This window comes from Albibacillus kandeliae (assembly GCF_003116585.1).
Taxonomy (GTDB): domain Bacteria; phylum Pseudomonadota; class Alphaproteobacteria; order Rhodobacterales; family Rhodobacteraceae; genus Albibacillus; species Albibacillus kandeliae.
The window spans coordinates 110,369-128,236 of sequence record NZ_QEHM01000004.1; the positions used below are offsets into that span (position 1 = coordinate 110,369).

Consider the following 17,868-nt stretch of genomic DNA (forward strand, 5'->3'; position numbering starts at 1 on the left):
CGGATGCAAGCGGAACCTTATGGCCCCCGGCCCGTTGGCCTGATACACTAGAACAGGGAAAACGCCATGAAGCTGGAAGATACCAAGATATCTCGTCCGCCCCGCAGCCCCATCTCGGCCAACTGCGCGCGCAAGATGATGCACGCCGCGACCGAGGCGGAACTGCTGCGCCTCTCGGAGCGTGAAGGCCAGCCGGTGCTGGGCGACCTGACCGAACGACAGGCCCGCCGCCGCATCGCCCAGCTCAAGGAACTGGGCACTCTCTAGGACTTATCCGAGCCGTGTCTCGAACACGCCCGGCAGCGAAACCTCGAGCAGCTCCATGTCCGCGCTCGGGTCCGTCAGCCGTGTCCGCATCCCCGGCGGAACGACAAAGGCGTCGCCCTTTTGCAGCAGGTAGGGATCGCGCCCCTCTCCTTCGAGCGTGACCGAGCCATCCTTGACGTAGGTGAACAGGATGTCGGTCGAATGGGCGGCCCACTCCGGCGCGCCCTCCCCCTTCCGCACCACCATCACGCCCGCAACACCCTTGGTGTTCTCCGCGATCGTCGTGTCCCGCGCCACGTAGCCCGGCAGCCGGAACGGCGCCCACTTTGCGCCCTCGGCCTTGTTGTAGACGAACCGCTGCCCCTGCCATTCCCGCTCGGGCCGCAGATGGCCCGTAGGGAGTTCCATCTCGTGATCGATCTCTGTCACGTGCTCGGCCGGCACACCGATCTCGATCACCTGCACGTCATCGCCGGACTCCAGCACCCGGTGCCGGATCTCGGGCGGCTGAATGAAGCAATCGCCTGCGGTCAGGCGCATCTTGTCGCCCTGGTCCTCGTAGACGACATCGACCCAGCCGTGGATGCAGAAGATCAGCTGAAATCCGACCCGGTGGTAATGCACCATGTCCGGAACCGCCCCGCCGCCGGGAATGCGGATATGGCTGGCGATGATCGACCCGCCCAGCCGGTCGGGGATCAGGTCGCGGTACTCCATCCCCGCGCGCCCGATGACCCAGGGCGCCTCGTCGGCAAGGCGGCGCACGACGAAGGAATGCACCGTGGTCGGCATCACCATCGGCGGGTGACGTTCCTCGATCTCGACGCGGGTGCCGTTCGGCGCGGTCAGGCGGCGCGCTCCGTCCGCGAACCCGTCAGGATCGTCGGTCAGGATGCGCAGGGTTCCCGGTGCCTCGCTCGCCCCGTTCTCGATCCTTAGCCTCAGCCCGTGCCCCGAGAACACCGCCACCTGCGGATCGTCCGCCGGGTAGATCATGTCGAGCCGCATCTTCAGCGTCTTGGTGAAGAACGGGATGTCGTCTCTCAGTTCCGCCGTCGGCAGGCGGATTTCGGCCAATGTCTCGGACATGGTCCCCCCTTTGTTTCACTGGCCTTCTCGGCGCAGCGAAACCTTGGCCAGACACGTCGGAATATGCAAGACAGGCAAGGTGAGAGCGCGGGATCAAAATGACCCGTTTCCCTCTCCGGAAAAGTAGTTTAATGCTAAACTATATTCTCCAAGGAGGAAGAATCCGTGTCCGACGCCCCGAGCCTGCGCCAGTCGGCGCTGAAGTATCACGAGCTGCCGAAACCCGGCAAACTTGAGATCCGGGCCACCAAGCCCATGGCCAACGGCCGCGATCTCTCGCTCGCCTACTCGCCGGGGGTGGCCGAGGCCTGTCTTGAGATCAAGGCCGACCCGGCCAATGCCGCGCTCTACACCACCCGCGCCAACCTCGTCGCGGTGGTCTCGAACGGCACCGCCGTCCTCGGGCTCGGCAACATCGGCGCGCTGGCCTCCAAGCCGGTGATGGAAGGCAAGGCCGTCCTCTTCAAGAAATTCGCCAATATCGACTGCTTCGACATCGAGGTGGACGAACAGGACCCCGAGAAGCTGGCCGACATCGTCTGCGCCCTCGCCCCGACCTTCGGCGCGATCAACCTCGAGGACATCAAGGCGCCGGACTGCTTCATCGTAGAAAAGCTGTGCCGCGAGCGGATGAACATCCCTGTCTTCCACGATGACCAGCACGGCACCGCCATCGTCGTGGGCGCGGCGGCCAAGAACGCCGTCTACGTCGCGGGCAAGGCCTTCGAGGACATCAAGATCGTCTCGACCGGCGGTGGCGCGGCGGGCATCGCTTGCCTCAACATGCTGCTCAAGCTGGGCGTCAAGCGCGAGAACGTCTGGCTCTGCGACATCCACGGCCTCGTCTACGAGGGCCGCGCCGAGGACATGAATCCGCAGAAGGCCGAGTTCGCGCAGGCCACCGACAAGCGCACGCTCGATGAGGTGATCGACGGCGCCGACCTGTTCCTTGGCCTCTCGGGCCCCAACGTGCTGAAGCCCGAGATGGTCGCCAGAATGGCCAAGCGCCCGATCATCTTCGCGCTGGCCAACCCCACCCCCGAGATCATGCCGGACGAGGCCCGCAAGGTCGCCCCTGACGCGATCATTGCCACTGGCCGCAGCGACTTCCCCAACCAGGTGAACAACGTCCTGTGCTTCCCCTTCATCTTCCGGGGTGCATTGGACGTGGGCGCGACCGAGATCAACGACGAGATGGAGATCGCCTGTATCGACGGCATCGCCGACCTCGCCCGCGCCACCACCAGCGCCGAGGCTGCCGCCGCCTACCACGGCGAACAACTGACCTTCGGGGCCGACTACCTGATCCCCAAGCCCTTCGACCCGCGCCTCGTGGCCGTCGTCTCCTCCTCGGTGGCGCAGGCCGCGATGGACAGCGGTGTCGCCACCCGGCCCATCGAGGACATGGCCGCCTACAAGCAGAAGCTGAACCAGTCGGTCTTCAAGTCCGCCCTGCTGATGCGCCCGGTCTTCGACGCCGCCCGCGCCGCCTCCCGCCGGATCGTCTTTGCCGAGGGCGAAGACGAGCGCGTGCTGCGCGCCGCGCAGGCGATCCTGCAGGAAACCACCGAGACGCCGATCCTGATCGGTCGTCCCGAAGTGATCGAGCAGCGCTGCGAACGCTTCGGCCTCGACATCCGCCCGGGCCGCGACTTCCAGCTGGTGAACCCGGAGAACGACCCGCGTTACTATGATTACTGGAGTTCCTACCACGAGATCATGCAGCGGCGCGGCGTGACGCCAGACCTGGCCAAGGCGATCCTGCGCACCAACACCACCGCCATCGGCGCCATCATGGTGCATCGTGGCGAGGCCGACAGCCTGATCTGCGGTACCTTCGGCGAATATCGCTGGCACCTGAAGTACGTCGAGGAGGTCCTCGGCGGCCACGGCCTGCGCCCGCACGGCGCCCTCTCGCTGATGATCCTCGAACAGGGTCCGCTGTTCATCGCCGACACCCACGTCCACCAGTTGCCGACGCCCGAGCAGATCGCCGAGATCGCCATCGGGGCCGCCCGCCACGTGCGTCGTTTCGGGCTCGAACCCAAGGTGGCGCTCTGCTCGCAGTCGCAGTTCGGCAACCAAGCCGAAGGCTCGGGCAAGCGGATGCGCGCGGCGATGGAGATCCTCGACGCCGAAGATCGCGGATTCTGCTACGAGGGCGAGATGAACGTCGACTCTGCTCTCGATCCCGAGCTGCGCCAGCGCTACTTCCCCAATTCGCGCATGACCGGCTCGGCCAACGTTCTGGTCTTTGCCCATGCCGATGCCGCCAGCGGCGTGCGCAACATCCTCAAGATGCGCGCCGACGGGCTCGAAGTCGGACCGATCCTGATGGGCATGGGCAACCGCGCCCATATCGTGAACCACTCGATCACCGCGCGCGGCCTGCTGAACATGGCCGCCATCGCGGGCACCCCGGTGGCGCAATACGGCTGAGCAACGCACCGGGACCAAGGCAAACCTCCGCCGCGCGACCGCAACCGCGCGACGGAGGCCTCGGGGTCTGGGGGGTTACTTCTTGACGGTCTTGGTGCCGGGTTTCGACGGCTTGGCCTTCTTGTCGCCCATGGCGACGCTCCTCTCAAACAGGGCGGGCACCGCGCCTGCCCTGAGGGGATGGTAGGCCCGCGCCTCACCGAGTCTCTCGCATGAATTCGACCTGCGCGTCGTATTCCGCCGCCTGCGCGGCGACCCGCCTCAGCGCCTGATCTCGAAGCCGCCGGGCACCTCGTCGACCTCGGCGGGCAAGGTCACGACCCGGTCGACCCGGGCCATGTCCGGCCCGTCATGCAGCCGCGCCACCATCTGCTTTACCGCATCGGCCGACCCGCCGATCAGCGCCTCGACCGTACCGTCCGGCGCATTGCGGACCCAACCCGAAACGCCCAGTTCCAGCGCAGTCCGCTCGGTCCATGCACGGAACCAGACCCCCTGGACACGGCCGCTCACGCGCACCCTGACTGCGGTTTCAATCCCCATTGACCAAATGCCCGTTCCACATCATATCCCGCAGCATGACCGACCTTGATCATATCCGCAATTTCTCCATCGTGGCGCACATCGACCACGGCAAATCCACGCTGGCCGACCGGTTGATCCAGTCGACCAATACCGTGTCCGCGCGCGAGATGAAGGAACAGCTGCTCGACGCGATGGACATCGAACGCGAGCGCGGCATCACCATCAAGGCCAACACGGTCCGGATCGAGTACATCGCCGACAACGGCGAGCTCTATATCCTCAACCTGATCGACACCCCCGGCCACGTCGACTTTGCCTACGAGGTGTCGCGCTCGATGCACGCCGTCGAAGGCTCGCTGCTGGTGGTGGACTCGACTCAGGGGGTCGAGGCGCAGACCCTCGCGAACGTCTATCAGGCTATCGACGCCGACCACGAGATCATCCCGGTCCTGAACAAGATCGACCTGCCCGCCTCGGAACCCCAGCGCGTGAAGGAGCAGATCGAGGACGTCATCGGCATCGACGCGTCCGACGCGCTGCTGGTCTCGGCCAAATCTGGCCTCGGCATCCACGAAACGCTGGAAGCGATCTGCAAACGCCTCCCCGCCCCGACCGGCGACCGCAACGCGCCGCTCAAGGCGATGCTGGTCGACAGCTGGTACGACAGCTACCTCGGCGTCGTCGTCCTCGTCCGCATCATGGACGGGGTGATGAAGAAGAACGACCGCGTGAAGTTCATGCGCAACGGCACGGTGCACCAGATCGACAAGATCGGCGTGTTCCGCCCGGCGATGCAGGACGTGGCCGAACTCGGCCCCGGCGAGATCGGCTTCATCACCGCCTCGATCAAGCAGGTGCGCGACACCAAGGTCGGCGACACCATCACCACCGAGAAAAAGGGCACCGACAAGGCACTCCCGGGCTTCAAGCCGTCGATCCCCGTGGTCTTCTGCGGCCTCTTCCCGGTCGACTCGGCCGAGTTCGAAGATCTGCGCGACGCCATCGAGAAGCTCGCCCTGAACGACGCCTCCTTCTCCTACGAGATGGAAACCTCCGCCGCCCTCGGCTTCGGCTTCCGCTGCGGCTTCCTCGGGCTGCTGCACCTCGAGGTGATCCGCGACCGGCTCGAGCGCGAGTACGACATCGAGCTGATCACCACCGCCCCCTCGGTGGTGTACCATATCTACATGAAGGACGGGACGATGCAGGAACTGCACAACCCCGCCGACATGCCCGACCTGACCTACGTCGACCACATCGAGGAACCCCGGATCAAGGCCACCATCATGGTGCCCGACGAATACCTCGGCGACGTGCTCAAGCTCTGCCAGGACCGCCGCGGCATCCAGCTGGAATTGACCTATGCCGGCACCCGCCCGCTGGTGGTCTACGACCTGCCGCTGAACGAGGTGGTCTTCGACTTCTACGACCGGCTCAAGTCGGTCACCAAGGGCTACGCCAGCTTCGACTACCAGCTGATCGGCTATCGCGAGGACAACCTCGTGAAGATGCAGGTGCTGGTGAACGACGAACCGGTGGACGCGCTGTCGATGATGGTGCACCGCGACCGCGCCGAAATGCGCGGCCGGGCCATGTGCGAAAAGCTGAAAGAGCTGATCCCGCGCCACATGTTCAAGATCCCGATCCAGGCGGCCATCGGCGGCAAGGTGATCGCGCGCGAGACCCTCTCGGCCCTGCGCAAGGACGTGACCGCCAAGTGCTACGGCGGCGACGCCACGCGGAAACGCAAGCTGCTGGACAAGCAGAAGGCGGGCAAGAAGAAGATGCGCCAGTTCGGCAAGGTGGACATCCCGCAAGAGGCGTTCATCTCGGCGCTCAAGATGGACAGCTGATCCAACCCGGAGGGGTTCCAGCGGGAACCTCTCCCCTTCCACCCGCGTTCTCTCTCCGACTCCAACCGCAACCGGAGGAGAGACCATGCGCAACAAGCTCAACATGTTCATCGTGCCGCTGGCGGTGCTCTGCATCGCCGGAGCGGTTCTGGTCGCTGCGCTGGTGGCCGGGTTCTACAGCTGGATGGCTTTCGCAGTCTCCGCCGCAGCGGGACTGCTGATCGGCGTTCCGGCCGGAGTGCTGATCACGCGCCGCATCCGCAGGGACGACCCGAACTGGCCCGACAAACGTCCGGCCTGACGCCAGCTACAGCCTGCAGGCTTAAGGTCAGAGCTTCTTCTCGACCTTTTTCACCATGCCGTTGATCGCATCCCCTGCCTTCTGCAGGTCGCGGTTTGCCCCCTTGGCGGTTTCGCAGGCGGCAAGGCCCAGCAGGGCAAGGCAGACAAGCAGAACTCGGATCATCGGTGGTGACCTTCCTTGAAAGCGCCCGCGGCGGACGCGCGTCATGGGCGAACTGAGCTCTGCCTTACGGCGCGGAGCTGCCCACCGGCAAGACAACGCAAAAAGGCGGGCAATAAACCGCCCACCCTTGTGTCACTACGAAAACGGGAATGTCAGGCGCGCTGCGGGGTCGGCATGCCGCGCGGGGCATCCGGCGGCGTCGGGCGCGCGGTGCGGCCCAGTACGGTCAGGGCGATCATCAGGCCCAGACCGGCCCAGCCACCAAGGACATACCAGAGCAGCGCCTGAAACACCCCGGCGTCGTGGCCCATCATCGCGTAAGCCGCGCTGACCAGACCTGCGATGACCGATGCTATCAGATACACTGCCACTTTTTCCGCTCCTTGATGTCCCTTACGGGTGAGGAGACTTTTCACGCTATTCTTGCCGAGATTAAGGCGGCACACGCATAAAGTGTGTCAAGAATGTGTTCATTGCAAGGCGTGCGCGACCGAACTGCCACAAATGGCGAAATCCGACCCACCGATGGGCCGTTCAGGCGTTCAGGAAAACCCGCACCGCCGCCTCGAACTCGCGCGGCTTGTCCGCATGCAGCCAGTGCCCCGCACCGGGTATCCGGGCAAATCGCGCCTTCGGAAACAATGCTTTGATGCGCTCTCGGTGCTCGGGCCGGACATAATCCGACTCCGCGCCGGTCAGGAACAGCGAGGGTCCGTCCCAGGTGGCGTCCACCTCGGGAAAGCTCATGATCTCCGGCATCCCCGCCTCCAGCGCATCGAAGTTGTAGCGCCAGCGGCCCTCCTTCAGATCGAGGGACTGGGTGAAGAAACTCTGCAATGCCTTGTCGACGCCCTGCTCGGCCAGCCGCTCCTCGGCCTCCGAGCGGCGGCTGATCCCCGAGAGGTCGACCGCCCGCATGGCTTGGATATGCGGCAGCTGGCTGTGCGAATAGGGCACCGGCGCGATATCGGCGACGATTAGGCGGTGCACCAGGTCCGGATGCGTCAGCGCCAGCATCATCGAGGCCTTGCCGCCCATGGAATGCCCAAGCACATCCGCCGGTCCCGGCAGCGCCGCGATCACCTCGGCCAGGTCCTCCGCCATCGCGGGATAGTTGTGGACCTCCACCTGCGGGCTGAAGCCATGGTTGCGCATGTCGACCGCGATCACCTGCCGCTCGTCCGACAGGCGCTTGGCGATCACGCCCCAGTTGCGGGCCGAGCCATAGAGCCCGTGCGCGATCAGGAGCGGCGGGGCGTCGGTCGGGGTACCATGGACAATCTGGTTCAGCATGAGGGCAGAGATAACGCCCCGCGCGGAGCGCCGCCAGAGCAAAGGCCCCCGATTGAGCATCCCGTCGGCAACCGCTAGGATCGGCTCAGGAAACGGGGGCGAACGATGGCCGACATGGATAACGTGATTCAGCGCGTGGAAACGGTGCGCGGCCTGATGCGCAGCAAGCTCGGAATTCGGGCCGCCGCCTTCCCCGAAGCCATGGGCAAGGCGCGGCACCGCCTGCCCCGCCACCTGCGCTCCGAGGGCGCGGCGCTCGCCGATGCCATGCCGATGGCCCACCACCCGAAACTGCGCATGACCCTCGACGCCGAGCGCCTCGGCAAGGCCGCAGGCGCGCTTGAGACCCACCTCAAGTCCATCGACCTCGCCGACCGCCGCAAGGGCTTCGTCCTCGGCGTGCTGGGCACGATGGCCTTCAACATCCTGCTGCTGGCCGCCCTGCTCTTCGCCGTCCTGCGCTGGCGCGGGCTGATCTGACCTAGCCGGGCAAAGTCAGGTTCAGCACCATCAGCACGACGGCAACGATCACGGCCGCCGCAAGAATGCGCAGCAGGCGCGTGCTGTTCGCCATGAAGTGAAACTGCCGGAAGGCAGCGAACAGAATGACGATCACCCCGGCCGCAGCGGCCAGGTTCCACGCAAGTGACGACATCAGGAGCCCAATCCCAGTTCTTTCCGGGACCAGATCTAGCATGTCGCGCTGCGGGATACAGCCTGTGACCTTGGGGGCGCTGCCCCCGTCGCCGCAAGCGGCGCCTCCCCCGGAGTATTTGTGAAGAAAAGAGGCAGGACGCGCCCCGCCCTTCTTTTCTTCGAAAGTACTCCGGGGGTGAATTGGCCGCAGGCCAAGAGGGGGCAGCGCCCCCTGAAACGCAAAACGCCCGGGGCATGACCCCGGGCGTCCCGTTCAACCGATCCGAGGGATCAGAGGTTGGGGTAGAGCGGGTAGCGGGCGCAGAGCGCGGCGACCTCGGCCTTGACCTTTTCCTCGACCTCGGCGTTGCCGTCTTCACCGTTGGCGGCGAGACCGTCGACCACTTCGACGATCCAGTCCGCGATCTGGCGGAACTCGGCCTCACCGAAGCCGCGGGTGGTGCCGGCGGGCGAGCCGAGGCGGATGCCCGAGGTCACGAAGGGCTTTTCCGGGTCGAACGGCACGCCGTTCTTGTTGCAGGTGATGTGAGCGCGGCCCAGTGCCGCCTCTGCCGCCTTGCCGGTCACGCCCTTGGGGCGCAGGTCGGCGAGGCAGAGGTGGTTGTCGGTGCCGCCCGAGACGACGTTGATGCCGCCCTTCATCAGCTGGTCGGCCATCGCCGCGGCGTTGGCTTTCACCTGTGCCGCGTATTGCTTGAACTCGGGGCGCAGCGCCTCGCCGAAGGCCACGGCCTTGGCGGCGATCACGTGCATCAGCGGGCCGCCCTGCAGGCCGGGGAACACGGCCGAGTTGATCTTCTTGGCGATGTCCTCGTCATTGGTGAGGATCATGCCGCCGCGCGGGCCGCGGAGCGACTTGTGCGTGGTGGTGGTGACCACGTGGGCGTGCGGCAGCGGAGAGGCATGGACGCCACCGGCCACCAGGCCCGCGATATGGGCCATGTCCACGTGCAGGTAGGCGCCGACCTCGTCCGCGATCTCGCGGAAGGCGGCCCAGTCCCACTCGCGGCTGTAGGCGGTGCCGCCCGCGAGGATCAGCTTGGGCTTGTGTTCCAGCGCCTTGGCGCGAACCTCGTCCATGTCCAGCATCTCGTCCTGCTGGCGCACGCCGTAGGACACCACGTTGAACCACTTGCCCGACATGTTGACCGGCGAGCCGTGGGTCAGGTGGCCGCCCGAGTTCAGGTCGAGGCCCATGAAGGTGTCGCCGGGCTTCAGCAGCGCGAGGAACACGGCCTGGTTCATCTGGGAACCGGAGTTCGGCTGGACGTTGGCGAAGTTGCAGCCGAACAGCTCCTTGGCGCGTTCGATCGCCAGCGTCTCGGCGACGTCGACGTACTGGCAGCCGCCGTAGTAGCGCTTGCCCGGGTAACCTTCGGCGTACTTGTTGGTCAGGACCGAACCCTGCGCCTGCAGCACGGCGAGGCTGACGATGTTCTCGGACGCGATCAGCTCGATCTCGTCGCGCTGGCGGCCGAGTTCGTTGGTGATCGCGCCGAACAGCTCGGGGTCGCGCGAGGAGAGGTCTTCGGTGAAAAAGCCGTTGTCACGGTGAGGCGCGTTCATGGCAAGCTCCGGGTTCTGGGGTGACAGCAGAGAATTGGCGCTTCTCCTAAAGGAAACGCGGGAGGCTTGAAAGACCGTAATACGACGATTCACATCGGCTGCGCGGCGAGTCTGGTCACGGGGGGAAAGGTATGATTGTTTCGGAACCGAATTCGCAGGACCGGAAACCTTTGGGATGTCCCTGAAAATCGCGTTCATGGCCGGGCGGGCCGCAGTCGCCGAGGAGGCCCGTGTCGTCCTTGTGGAGCGCTATGGCAACGTGCGCCCGGAAGAGGCCGACATGATCGTGGCGCTGGGGGGCGACGGTTTCATGCTGCGCGCGCTGCACGCGACGCAGGAACTCGATGTGCCGGTCTACGGCATGAACCGGGGCACCGTGGGCTTCCTGATGAACGAATACTCCGAGACCGACCTGCCCGACCGGCTGCAGGCGGCGGTGGAAGAGGTGATCAACCCGCTGTCGATGCGCACGATGGACCAGAACGGCGAGATGCATCGCGCCCTGGCGATCAACGAGGTCTCGCTGCTGCGCGCGGGTCCCCAGGCCGCCAAGCTCCGGATCTCGGTCGACGGGCGCGTCCGCCTGCCCGAGCTCGTCTGCGACGGCGCGCTGGTCGCCACCCCGGCGGGCTCCACCGCCTACAACTACTCGGCGCACGGGCCGATCCTGCCGATCGGTGCGGACGTGCTGGCGCTGACCGCCATCGCGGCCTTCCGGCCCCGACGCTGGCGCGGCGCGCTGCTGCCCAAGACCGCCGAGGTCAGGTTCGACGTGATCGAGGCCGACAAGCGCCCGGTGATGGCCGATGCCGATTCGATCTCGATCGACAACATCGACTGGGTCGAGATCCATTCCGAGCCCACCATCAAGCACCGCATTCTCTTCGACCCCGGACACGGGCTCGAAGAGCGGCTGATCTCGGAACAATTCAACTGACGGGCGATCCACTCGCCACGCAAATGCCCGAAAAAGACCTCCGGCGTTTCGTCAATTTTTCATGGTTGGCGAGGATAAACGGGTCAACGGAGTCGGCTCAGGGTCATCACTGCTTGCCCCCTTGGTCACCGATCCCCAGGTGCGTGTTCCCGCACTCCGCGTAGGGTAAGAGTCCGCCTGTTACGCAACCTGACGGCGAGCGTGGTGCCCCCGGCGCCATGCTCGCCTATCCACATAGAATTCTTGGATTTTTCACACCAATGTGACTCAGTTCACTTACCCCTGCGACTATACTGAGTACGACGCGAGTGGCCGTATTAAAGGCCCTTCGGGTGAGTGGCCCGAAGTGAGTGAGTGCAAATCTAACGAGTGATGCGGTAAAGCTGATCTGCGGGCGCGGGGCCACGGCCTCGTGTCCGCAATTTCACATCTCCCCCGCGCTCCCCCCACAAAAACCTCTCCCCCTGTGAAGCGGTTCACAGACCGGGTAGCGCCGACCGTGCGATACCGGCAGCAGGCTGAGATTACAGCCTGCCTTAAGTACCCGACCGGAGACGGAAGTGGCGTAAAGAGTTTGGCCGGTCGCGTAACCAGTGTTTCAGAACCGTCTCCGCGGGCGCAGGGTCACCTCCTTGCGCCCGCAATTGTTCCCTGAGCACGGCAGAGACCTTCCTAGTTGTGTCACCCCACATGACTTCAACCTAAAGTTGTGATACCGTCGCCCCCGAGGCGTACCGCATTTTCAGCGCCTTGAGTTTTTCAAAGTCACATTGTCAGCAAGGAGTTTGGCCATGGCACACGGTGCCTCGCATCTCGATATCCTAGCCCCTCGTTCCAAGTTCTATCACGGCCCGTTTGGCCGCATGTTCCCCGAGCTCACGCCATGGGAGCCGGGCGACACCGACCTTGGCAAGGTCGCCAACGACCTCATGGTCGAACTGCCCGGGGTTCTGCCGGGCGACATCGCCGGGGACCCGGACAAGATCAAGGAACTGGAGGAAACCTTCAGCTCGAAGATCCCCGCCGGCTATACCTATTTCGGCCAGTTCATCGACCATGACATCACCTTCGACCCCACCTCGTCGCTGATGCGCAAGAACGACCCCAACGGCCTGCTGAACTTCCGTACCCCCCGTCTGGACCTCGACAACCTCTACGGCATGGGGCCCGACGACCAGCCCTACCTCTACAGCTCCGCCGACAAGGCAAAGATGGCCCTCGGTGCGGTCGATGGGCACCCGGAGCTGCCCGACCTGCCCCGCTTCGACGGCCGCGCCCTGATCGGCGACATGCGGAACGACGAGAACTCCATCGTCAGCCAACTGCAGATGGCCTTCCTGCTGGCGCACAACACGCTGGTCGACCGCGCCCGGGCCGCGCACCCCGATGCCGACACCAAGACCGTGTTCGAGATTGCGCGGAAGACGTTGCGCTGGCTCTACCAGTACATCGTCTGGAACGACTTCATCCGGCGCATCGCCATCGACGAGGTCTACAAGTGCGCCCTCAAGCTCGAGAAGAAATGCGGCGGTCGTCAGGCATGGGACTGCGGGCTGGACGACCTGTTCAGTTGGAAGAACCAGCCCTTCATGCCGGTCGAGTTCTCGGTCGCGGCCTATCGCTTCGGGCACTCGATGGTGCGCAACGCCTACCAGACCAACCAGGTCAGGGGCGTGGGCGTCTTTGCCCCGATCTTCGACAATTCGCCCGGCACCACCGGCAACGACCTGCGCGGGTTCCGCCCGATGGAGCAGAACAACTGCATCCAATGGGACTGGTTCCTGCAGATGGAAAGCTCGCTCGCCAATTTCGGCTTCCCGCAGATGGCCCGCAAGATCGACACCAAGCTCAGCAACGCGCTGTCGTTCCTCTTCGAAGGGGCGGCAGGCGATCCGCTGAACGTGCTGGCGCTGCGCAACCTGATGCGCGGCATCTCCTTCGATCTGCCCTCCGGCACCTCGGTCGCGCGCAAGCTGTGCATCAAGCCGCTGGAACTCGACGAATGCGAGCCAGACGCGCTCTGGTACTACATCCTGCGCGAGGCGCAGGGGAACGGCGGAAACACGCTGGGCCGGGTGGGGTCCATCATCGTCTGTGCCGTTTTCGCGGGCCTGCTGAAGGGCGATCCCGGCTCCTTCTTCAACCTCGATCCGTGCTGGACACCCAAGGATGATCCTCTCCTGAAGGACGGCGAAGACAACCGCGACGACCCGTCCTGGACCCTGCCGGCCATAATCCGCTTGGCTGGCCTCAAAGCCAACGGAATCGGGCTCGCCTGATGCTGAGTTGATCGCTTCCAGAGGGAACGACCCGGCGGTGCGGCGCGTTGATATGTCGAGCCGCCGGTGATCAACGCCGGACGTCTCGGTCAATAGTACTCAGAGGAGAGTGACGATGAACTGGGATATCGTTGAAGGCAACTGGAAGCAGCTTAAAGGGTCGGTCCAGGAGAAATGGGGCGACCTCACAAATGACGATCTGGACCGCGTCCAGGGCAACCGCCAAAAGCTGGCGGGCCTGATCCAGGAGAAATACGGCCTGGCCAAGGATGAGGCCGAGCGCCAGATCGACGACTTCGCGGCAGCACAGAAAGAAACGCTGTAAGCTCCGCCACGAGATTCAGGGGGAAGGCGCGGGAGAACCCTCCCGCGCCTTCCTTCTTGTCTCCTTCAGCGGTGCCGCTCGATCCCCCGGAACTCCACGAAACTCGACATGTGGTTCCACAGGAAATCGCCGTAGAGGAACGGCTCGAACGGTGCGATCCCCGGCAGCGGCAGCGGTTCGATCCGCGCATCCACCGCAGGCTCGTAGAAGAACGGCACCGAGCAGCGTTCGCGCAACCCGCCCAGCACGCGATGGCGCGTGGCCCGGACCCGGCCACCGGTCCATTGTTCCAGCAACTGCCCAAAGTTCACCGCCAGCCCCTCGGCGATCGGCGGCACGTCGATCCAGCGGCCATCCTCGGTCTCGGCCTGCAATCCGCCGTTGTCATCCTGCCAGAGCAGGGTGATGAACCCCGAGTCGGTATGGGCCGCACCGACGATCCAGCGCGGGTCGTCCGAGCCGGAACGGACGGTATCCAGATCGGCGGGCAGGGATTCCGGCGGGCGCTCGGGATAGCGGATCATCCGCAGGGTCGAATTCGATGCCTTGAACAGCGGTGTCATCAACTGCGGATCCAGCCCCATCCCGCGGGCCAAACCGGCAAGGATCGCCTGCCCCAGCCGCTCCATCGCGGCGTAGTAATCCGCGACCGCCGCCCGCCAGTCCGGCGCGTCCTCGGGCCAGGGGGTCGGCTCCAGCAGCGGATCGCCACTGTCCGACACGCGGGTGGCATCGACGGCGTCAGCGCCGATATCAATGCCTTCCTTGTAAGTCTGCGTGCCCGGGGTCAGCGGAAAGTAACCCCGGTAGACGTTATCATGCTCTGGAACGTACTTGCGGCGGGACAGCTGCCGCTTCGCCTCTTCCGGAAGTGCGAAGAAGGCGAGGATGCGCTCCCGCATGTCCGGCGCGAGGCCCAGCGCCTCGTCCACGTGCGAGAGCCGCATGAATCCGGCACCCTCGGCCGCACGCGCCAGTTCAGTGTCCGTCGCGGTGCCGGCCATCATGATCAGCCGGGCGTCGATGATGGGAATATCGGGGATCAGGTCGGCGTCTTTCATGGTCGTGATGTCCTGAGCATGTCGGGCTGCGTTGCCGGGGACGAGCCTATTTGCTAACCTGAGATTATCAAATATCAGAAAATCTCATGGATTTTGATGACTCCTGATCATGCATAGACGTCTCTTGGACCGGATGTCGCTCGACGCCTTCCGCGTGTTCGAGGCCGCCGCGCGCCACATGAACTTCAGCGCCGCGGCGCGCGAGTTGCTGGTGACACAGGCAGCGGTCAGCCGGCGCATCCAGAAGCTCGAGACAGACCTTCAGGCCGACCTCTTCATTCGCGAAGGTCGGCGCCTCGAACTGACCCCCAAGGGCGAAACGCTCTACCGGCGCACACAGGCCGCGCTCGACTTCCTGTCGGAGGGGCTCGGGGAAATCCTGCCAAGGGAAGCGCCCGCCTCGGTGGTGATCGCCGCCAGCGGCTCGATCTCGCATCTCTGGCTCAGCCGGACCCTGCGCGGCTATGTCCTCGCCCGGCCGGACGAGGACGTGCGCCTCGTCACCTCCGACAAGGGCAGCGACCTGTCGGCGGACACCAATGACCTGACCGTCCTCTACAGCCTCGGCGCCCACCCCGACTGGGCCCTGACCCCGCTGCTGCAGGAGAGGTTGATCCCGGTCGCCGCCCCGGACTACCTGTCGCGTCTCGCCCCGGGCCGCGCCCCCGAAGACCTCGGGGCGAACGAGATCGCCGCGATGACGCTGTTCGACTATGCAAGGGTCAACGCCTACTGGCGCTCGCTCAGGGACTGGTTCCAGTGGCAGGGGATCGCGCCCAACCGGGTGCGCCCGCGCGTGGTCTTTCCCACCTACCCGATGGCCGTCGACGCGGCCCTGTCCGGCGAAGGCGTCATGCTGGGCAGCCAGGAACTTCTGTCGGACCACCTGCGCGCGGGTCGGCTGGTGGAACTCTCACGGCAGGTGCTGGTCACCGGCTATGGCTACTACCTCGGCCTGCCGCGCCACCGGGCCCCCACGCCGCAGGCGCTGACCCTCTATCACTGGCTGCTGGCAGCCGCATCGGGCGAGGTGCGGCCCGGCTGACAGCGCCAGCCAGACCAGCCGAACTCAGACGCCGTAGCCGATGGACTTCAGCGCGTCTCTCACCTCGTCGAGGATGGCCGGGTCGTCGATGGTCGCCGGTACCTTGAACTCCTGATTGTCGGCGATCTTGACCATGGTCGCCCGCAGGATCTTGCCCGACCGCGTCTTGGGCAACCGGTCGACCACCACCGCCAGCTTGAAGGCCGCCACCGGCCCGATTCGGTCGCGCACCAGCTTGACGCATTCCGCCGTGATCTCGTCATGCGGCCGGTTCACGCCCTTGGTCAGGATCACGAAGCCGACGGGCAATTGCCCCTTCAGATCGTCGCTGACCCCGATCACCGCACATTCGGCTACGTCCGGATGCGAGGCGAGAACCTCCTCCATGCCCCCGGTCGAGAGCCGGTGTCCCGCGACGTTGATCACGTCATCGGTGCGCGCCATGATGTAGAGGTAGCCGTCCTCGTCGATCATCCCCGCATCGCCGGTCTCGTAATACCCGGGGAAGTGCGAGAGATAGGCCTTCTTGTAGCGGTCCTCCGCGTTCCACAGCGTCGGCAGGGTGCCCGGCGGCAGCGGCAGCTTGATCGCGATCGCACCCAGTTCTCCCGCCTTCATCTGGTGCCCCGCCTCGTCGAGGATCTGCACGTCGTAGCCCGGCATCGGCACCGTCGGCGAGCCGATCTTGACCGGCAGCGCCTCCAGCCCCGCGGGGTTGCCCGCGATGGTCCAGCCGGTTTCGGTCTGCCACCAGTGGTCATAGACCGGCACGTCGAGAATGCGCTGCGCCCACTCGATGGTATCGGGGTCGGCCCGTTCCCCCGCGAGATAGAGCGCACGCAGGCACGAGATATCGTACTGCTTGACGAACTCCCCCTTGGGGTCTTCGCGCTTGACCGCACGGATGGCGGTGGGCGCGGTAAAGAACGAGCGCACCTTGTGCTCGGCGATCACCCGCCAGAAGGTGCCCGGATCGGGTGTGCCGACCGGCTTGCCCTCGAACACCACCGAGGTGTTGCCGTGGATCAGCGGGCCATAGGCGATGTAGGAATGCCCCACGACCCAGCCCACGTCCGAGGCGGCCCAGAACACGTCGCCCGGATCGACGTTGTAGATGTTCTTCATGGTCCAGTTCAGCGCCACGAGGTGCCCGCCGGTCGGGCGCACCACGCCCTTGGGCTGGCCGGTGGTGCCGGAGGTGTAGAGGATATAGGCCGGGTGCCCGCCCTCGACTGGCACGCAGTCCGCAGGCTCGACGCCGTACTGGAAGCCGTACCAGCTCACGTCGCGGCCCTCTTCCAGCCGGGCGACCTCCTGCTCGCGCTGGAAGATCACGCAGAAATCAGGCTGGTGCTTGGACAGCTCCAGCGCGCCGTCCAGCAGCGGCTTGTAGTGAACCACGCGGCCCGGCTCGATCCCGCAGGAGGCCGCGATGATCGCCTTGGGCTGGCAGTCGTCGATGCGCACGGCCAGTTCGTTGGCCGCGAAGCCGCCGAAGACGACCGAGTGGATCGCGCCAAGGCGCGCGCAGGCCAGCATCGCCTCGATCGCCTGCGGCACCATCGGCATGTAGATGATGACGCGGTCGCCCTTCTCGATCCCCTTGGCGCGCAGCGCCCCGGCGAGCTGCGCGACGCGGTTGCGCAGCTCGTCAAAGGTGATCTTCTGCGTGGTCCCGGTCAGGGGGCTGTCGTGGATGATCGCAACCTGCGATCCCCGCCCGGCCTCGCAATGGCGGTCCACCGCATTCCAGCAGGTGTTGACCATGCCGTCCTCGAACCAGTGGTAGAGCGGACCGCCGGTGTCGGTCAGCGCCTTGGTCGGGAACCTGTCCCAGTCAATGGCCTTGGCAGCGTCCAGCCAAAAGCCCTCCGGGTCGGCCTTGGCACGCGCGTATGTCTCCTTGTAAGACATCCTCATCCTCCTCCACAGAATTGCATTTGTGTTACGAAGCGGCAGCCAACCGGGCAAGCGTCTTGCGGGCTGCGCGACAGAGTGGCGCAAATTCTTTGCAGTTTTCGCACTTAACGCAGGGAAAACTTTGCAAACCGCAGGGTATCTCCCGA

At 65.2% G+C, this 17,868-nt stretch carries 18 protein-coding genes; 9 read left to right on the top strand and 9 right to left on the bottom strand.

What is annotated here, in order from left to right:
- Nucleotides 1–66: 66 nt before the first annotated feature.
- Entirely contained in the window at nucleotides 67–267 is a 201-nt protein-coding gene (locus DDT93_RS11170) for a hypothetical protein (RefSeq protein WP_109465930.1), read from the top strand.
- A 3-nt stretch (nucleotides 268–270) separates the two neighbouring features.
- On the opposite strand, the gene DDT93_RS11175 is transcribed toward DDT93_RS11170, so the two are convergent.
- The gene (locus tag DDT93_RS11175; RefSeq protein WP_109465931.1) at nucleotides 271–1,356 is read right to left on the bottom strand and encodes a cupin domain-containing protein; all 1,086 of its coding nucleotides are present in this window, start codon (nucleotides 1,354–1,356) and stop codon (nucleotides 271–273) included.
- Between the two features lie 165 nt (nucleotides 1,357–1,521).
- Here DDT93_RS11175 and DDT93_RS11180 point away from each other — a divergent pair, with 165 nt between their 5' ends.
- On the top strand, nucleotides 1,522–3,795 hold the full coding sequence (locus DDT93_RS11180; RefSeq protein ID WP_109465932.1) for an NADP-dependent malic enzyme: 2,274 nt from the start codon (nucleotides 1,522–1,524) through the stop codon (nucleotides 3,793–3,795).
- Between the two features lie 261 nt (nucleotides 3,796–4,056).
- Here the strand turns inward: DDT93_RS11180 and DDT93_RS11185 are convergent, their stop codons facing one another.
- Nucleotides 4,057–4,308 carry an acylphosphatase gene (locus DDT93_RS11185; RefSeq protein ID WP_232825438.1) on the bottom strand — a complete coding sequence of 84 codons (252 nt, stop codon included), beginning with the start codon at nucleotides 4,306–4,308 and terminating at the stop codon, nucleotides 4,057–4,059.
- 65 nt (nucleotides 4,309–4,373) lie between these two features.
- On the opposite strand from DDT93_RS11185, the gene lepA reads away from it, so the two are divergent.
- Nucleotides 4,374–6,173: a translation elongation factor 4 gene (gene lepA, locus DDT93_RS11190; RefSeq protein WP_109465934.1), complete on the top strand. Its 1,800-nt coding sequence runs from the start codon at nucleotides 4,374–4,376 to the stop codon at nucleotides 6,171–6,173.
- An 85-nt stretch (nucleotides 6,174–6,258) separates the two neighbouring features.
- Complete coding sequence (locus DDT93_RS11195; protein WP_232825439.1) at nucleotides 6,259–6,474, top strand: hypothetical protein; 216 nt, start codon at nucleotides 6,259–6,261, stop codon at nucleotides 6,472–6,474.
- A 27-nt stretch (nucleotides 6,475–6,501) separates the two neighbouring features.
- On the opposite strand, the gene DDT93_RS26730 is transcribed toward DDT93_RS11195, so the two are convergent.
- The 3 genes from DDT93_RS26730 to DDT93_RS11205 all read right to left on the bottom strand — a co-directional run bounded on the left by DDT93_RS26730 (nucleotide 6,502) and on the right by DDT93_RS11205 (nucleotide 7,932).
- Nucleotides 6,502–6,639: a hypothetical protein gene (locus DDT93_RS26730; RefSeq protein WP_198654825.1), complete on the bottom strand. Its 138-nt coding sequence runs from the start codon at nucleotides 6,637–6,639 to the stop codon at nucleotides 6,502–6,504.
- A gap of 152 nt (nucleotides 6,640–6,791) precedes the next feature.
- Complete coding sequence (locus DDT93_RS11200) at nucleotides 6,792–7,010, bottom strand: hypothetical protein (RefSeq protein ID WP_157960149.1); 219 nt, start codon at nucleotides 7,008–7,010, stop codon at nucleotides 6,792–6,794.
- 163 nt (nucleotides 7,011–7,173) lie between these two features.
- The gene (locus DDT93_RS11205) at nucleotides 7,174–7,932 is read right to left on the bottom strand and encodes an alpha/beta fold hydrolase (protein WP_109466316.1); all 759 of its coding nucleotides are present in this window, start codon (nucleotides 7,930–7,932) and stop codon (nucleotides 7,174–7,176) included.
- Between the two features lie 105 nt (nucleotides 7,933–8,037).
- Here DDT93_RS11205 and DDT93_RS11210 point away from each other — a divergent pair, with 105 nt between their 5' ends.
- Complete coding sequence (locus DDT93_RS11210; protein WP_109465936.1) at nucleotides 8,038–8,412, top strand: hypothetical protein; 375 nt, start codon at nucleotides 8,038–8,040, stop codon at nucleotides 8,410–8,412.
- Nucleotide 8,413: 1 nt separating this feature from the next.
- Here the strand turns inward: DDT93_RS11210 and DDT93_RS26495 are convergent, their stop codons facing one another.
- Nucleotides 8,414–8,587 (bottom strand): hypothetical protein, encoded by a 174-nt coding sequence (locus DDT93_RS26495; RefSeq protein ID WP_157960150.1) that lies wholly within the window; start codon nucleotides 8,585–8,587, stop codon nucleotides 8,414–8,416.
- 272 nt (nucleotides 8,588–8,859) lie between these two features.
- Complete coding sequence (gene glyA, locus DDT93_RS11215; RefSeq protein ID WP_109465937.1) at nucleotides 8,860–10,155, bottom strand: serine hydroxymethyltransferase; 1,296 nt, start codon at nucleotides 10,153–10,155, stop codon at nucleotides 8,860–8,862.
- Between the two features lie 175 nt (nucleotides 10,156–10,330).
- On the opposite strand from glyA, the gene DDT93_RS11220 reads away from it, so the two are divergent.
- From DDT93_RS11220 to DDT93_RS11230, 3 genes are all read left to right on the top strand, one after another.
- The gene (locus DDT93_RS11220) at nucleotides 10,331–11,092 is read left to right on the top strand and encodes an NAD kinase (RefSeq protein WP_109465938.1); all 762 of its coding nucleotides are present in this window, start codon (nucleotides 10,331–10,333) and stop codon (nucleotides 11,090–11,092) included.
- Between the two features lie 791 nt (nucleotides 11,093–11,883).
- Complete coding sequence (locus DDT93_RS11225; protein ID WP_109465939.1) at nucleotides 11,884–13,371, top strand: peroxidase family protein; 1,488 nt, start codon at nucleotides 11,884–11,886, stop codon at nucleotides 13,369–13,371.
- A 115-nt stretch (nucleotides 13,372–13,486) separates the two neighbouring features.
- On the top strand, nucleotides 13,487–13,696 hold the full coding sequence (locus DDT93_RS11230) for a CsbD family protein (RefSeq protein ID WP_109465940.1): 210 nt from the start codon (nucleotides 13,487–13,489) through the stop codon (nucleotides 13,694–13,696).
- A 65-nt stretch (nucleotides 13,697–13,761) separates the two neighbouring features.
- On the opposite strand, the gene DDT93_RS11235 is transcribed toward DDT93_RS11230, so the two are convergent.
- Nucleotides 13,762–14,757 carry an isopenicillin N synthase family dioxygenase gene (locus DDT93_RS11235; RefSeq protein WP_109465941.1) on the bottom strand — a complete coding sequence of 332 codons (996 nt, stop codon included), beginning with the start codon at nucleotides 14,755–14,757 and terminating at the stop codon, nucleotides 13,762–13,764.
- A 109-nt stretch (nucleotides 14,758–14,866) separates the two neighbouring features.
- Here DDT93_RS11235 and DDT93_RS11240 point away from each other — a divergent pair, with 109 nt between their 5' ends.
- A complete protein-coding gene (locus tag DDT93_RS11240) occupies nucleotides 14,867–15,802 on the top strand; it encodes a LysR substrate-binding domain-containing protein (protein WP_109465942.1) in 936 nt (311 codons plus the stop codon).
- Nucleotides 15,803–15,826: 24 nt separating this feature from the next.
- Here DDT93_RS11240 and prpE read toward each other — a convergent pair whose 3' ends face one another.
- On the bottom strand, nucleotides 15,827–17,716 hold the full coding sequence (gene prpE / locus DDT93_RS11245; RefSeq protein WP_109465943.1) for a propionate-CoA ligase PrpE: 1,890 nt from the start codon (nucleotides 17,714–17,716) through the stop codon (nucleotides 15,827–15,829).
- Nucleotides 17,717–17,868: the final 152 nt, after the last annotated feature.

Bases quoted from the DNA above. Each gene is read 5' to 3' on its own strand.
- DDT93_RS11170 (WP_109465930.1), top strand. From the start codon at position 67: ATGAAGCTGGAAGATACCAAGATATCTCGTCCGCCCCGCAGCCCCATC.
- DDT93_RS11175 (WP_109465931.1), bottom strand. From the start codon at position 1,356: ATGTCCGAGACATTGGCCGAAATCCGCCTGCCGACGGCGGAACTGAGA.
- lepA (WP_109465934.1), top strand. From the start codon at position 4,374: ATGACCGACCTTGATCATATCCGCAATTTCTCCATCGTGGCGCACATC.
- DDT93_RS11195 (WP_232825439.1), top strand. From the start codon at position 6,259: ATGCGCAACAAGCTCAACATGTTCATCGTGCCGCTGGCGGTGCTCTGC.
- DDT93_RS26730 (WP_198654825.1), bottom strand. From the start codon at position 6,639: ATGATCCGAGTTCTGCTTGTCTGCCTTGCCCTGCTGGGCCTTGCCGCC.
- DDT93_RS11205 (WP_109466316.1), bottom strand. From the start codon at position 7,932: ATGCTGAACCAGATTGTCCATGGTACCCCGACCGACGCCCCGCCGCTC.
- DDT93_RS11210 (WP_109465936.1), top strand. From the start codon at position 8,038: ATGGCCGACATGGATAACGTGATTCAGCGCGTGGAAACGGTGCGCGGC.
- DDT93_RS26495 (WP_157960150.1), bottom strand. From the start codon at position 8,587: ATGTCGTCACTTGCGTGGAACCTGGCCGCTGCGGCCGGGGTGATCGTC.
- glyA (WP_109465937.1), bottom strand. From the start codon at position 10,155: ATGAACGCGCCTCACCGTGACAACGGCTTTTTCACCGAAGACCTCTCC.
- DDT93_RS11220 (WP_109465938.1), top strand. From the start codon at position 10,331: ATGTCCCTGAAAATCGCGTTCATGGCCGGGCGGGCCGCAGTCGCCGAG.
- DDT93_RS11225 (WP_109465939.1), top strand. From the start codon at position 11,884: ATGGCACACGGTGCCTCGCATCTCGATATCCTAGCCCCTCGTTCCAAG.
- DDT93_RS11230 (WP_109465940.1), top strand. From the start codon at position 13,487: ATGAACTGGGATATCGTTGAAGGCAACTGGAAGCAGCTTAAAGGGTCG.
- DDT93_RS11235 (WP_109465941.1), bottom strand. From the start codon at position 14,757: ATGAAAGACGCCGACCTGATCCCCGATATTCCCATCATCGACGCCCGG.
- DDT93_RS11240 (WP_109465942.1), top strand. From the start codon at position 14,867: ATGCATAGACGTCTCTTGGACCGGATGTCGCTCGACGCCTTCCGCGTG.
- prpE (WP_109465943.1), bottom strand. From the start codon at position 17,716: ATGTCTTACAAGGAGACATACGCGCGTGCCAAGGCCGACCCGGAGGGC.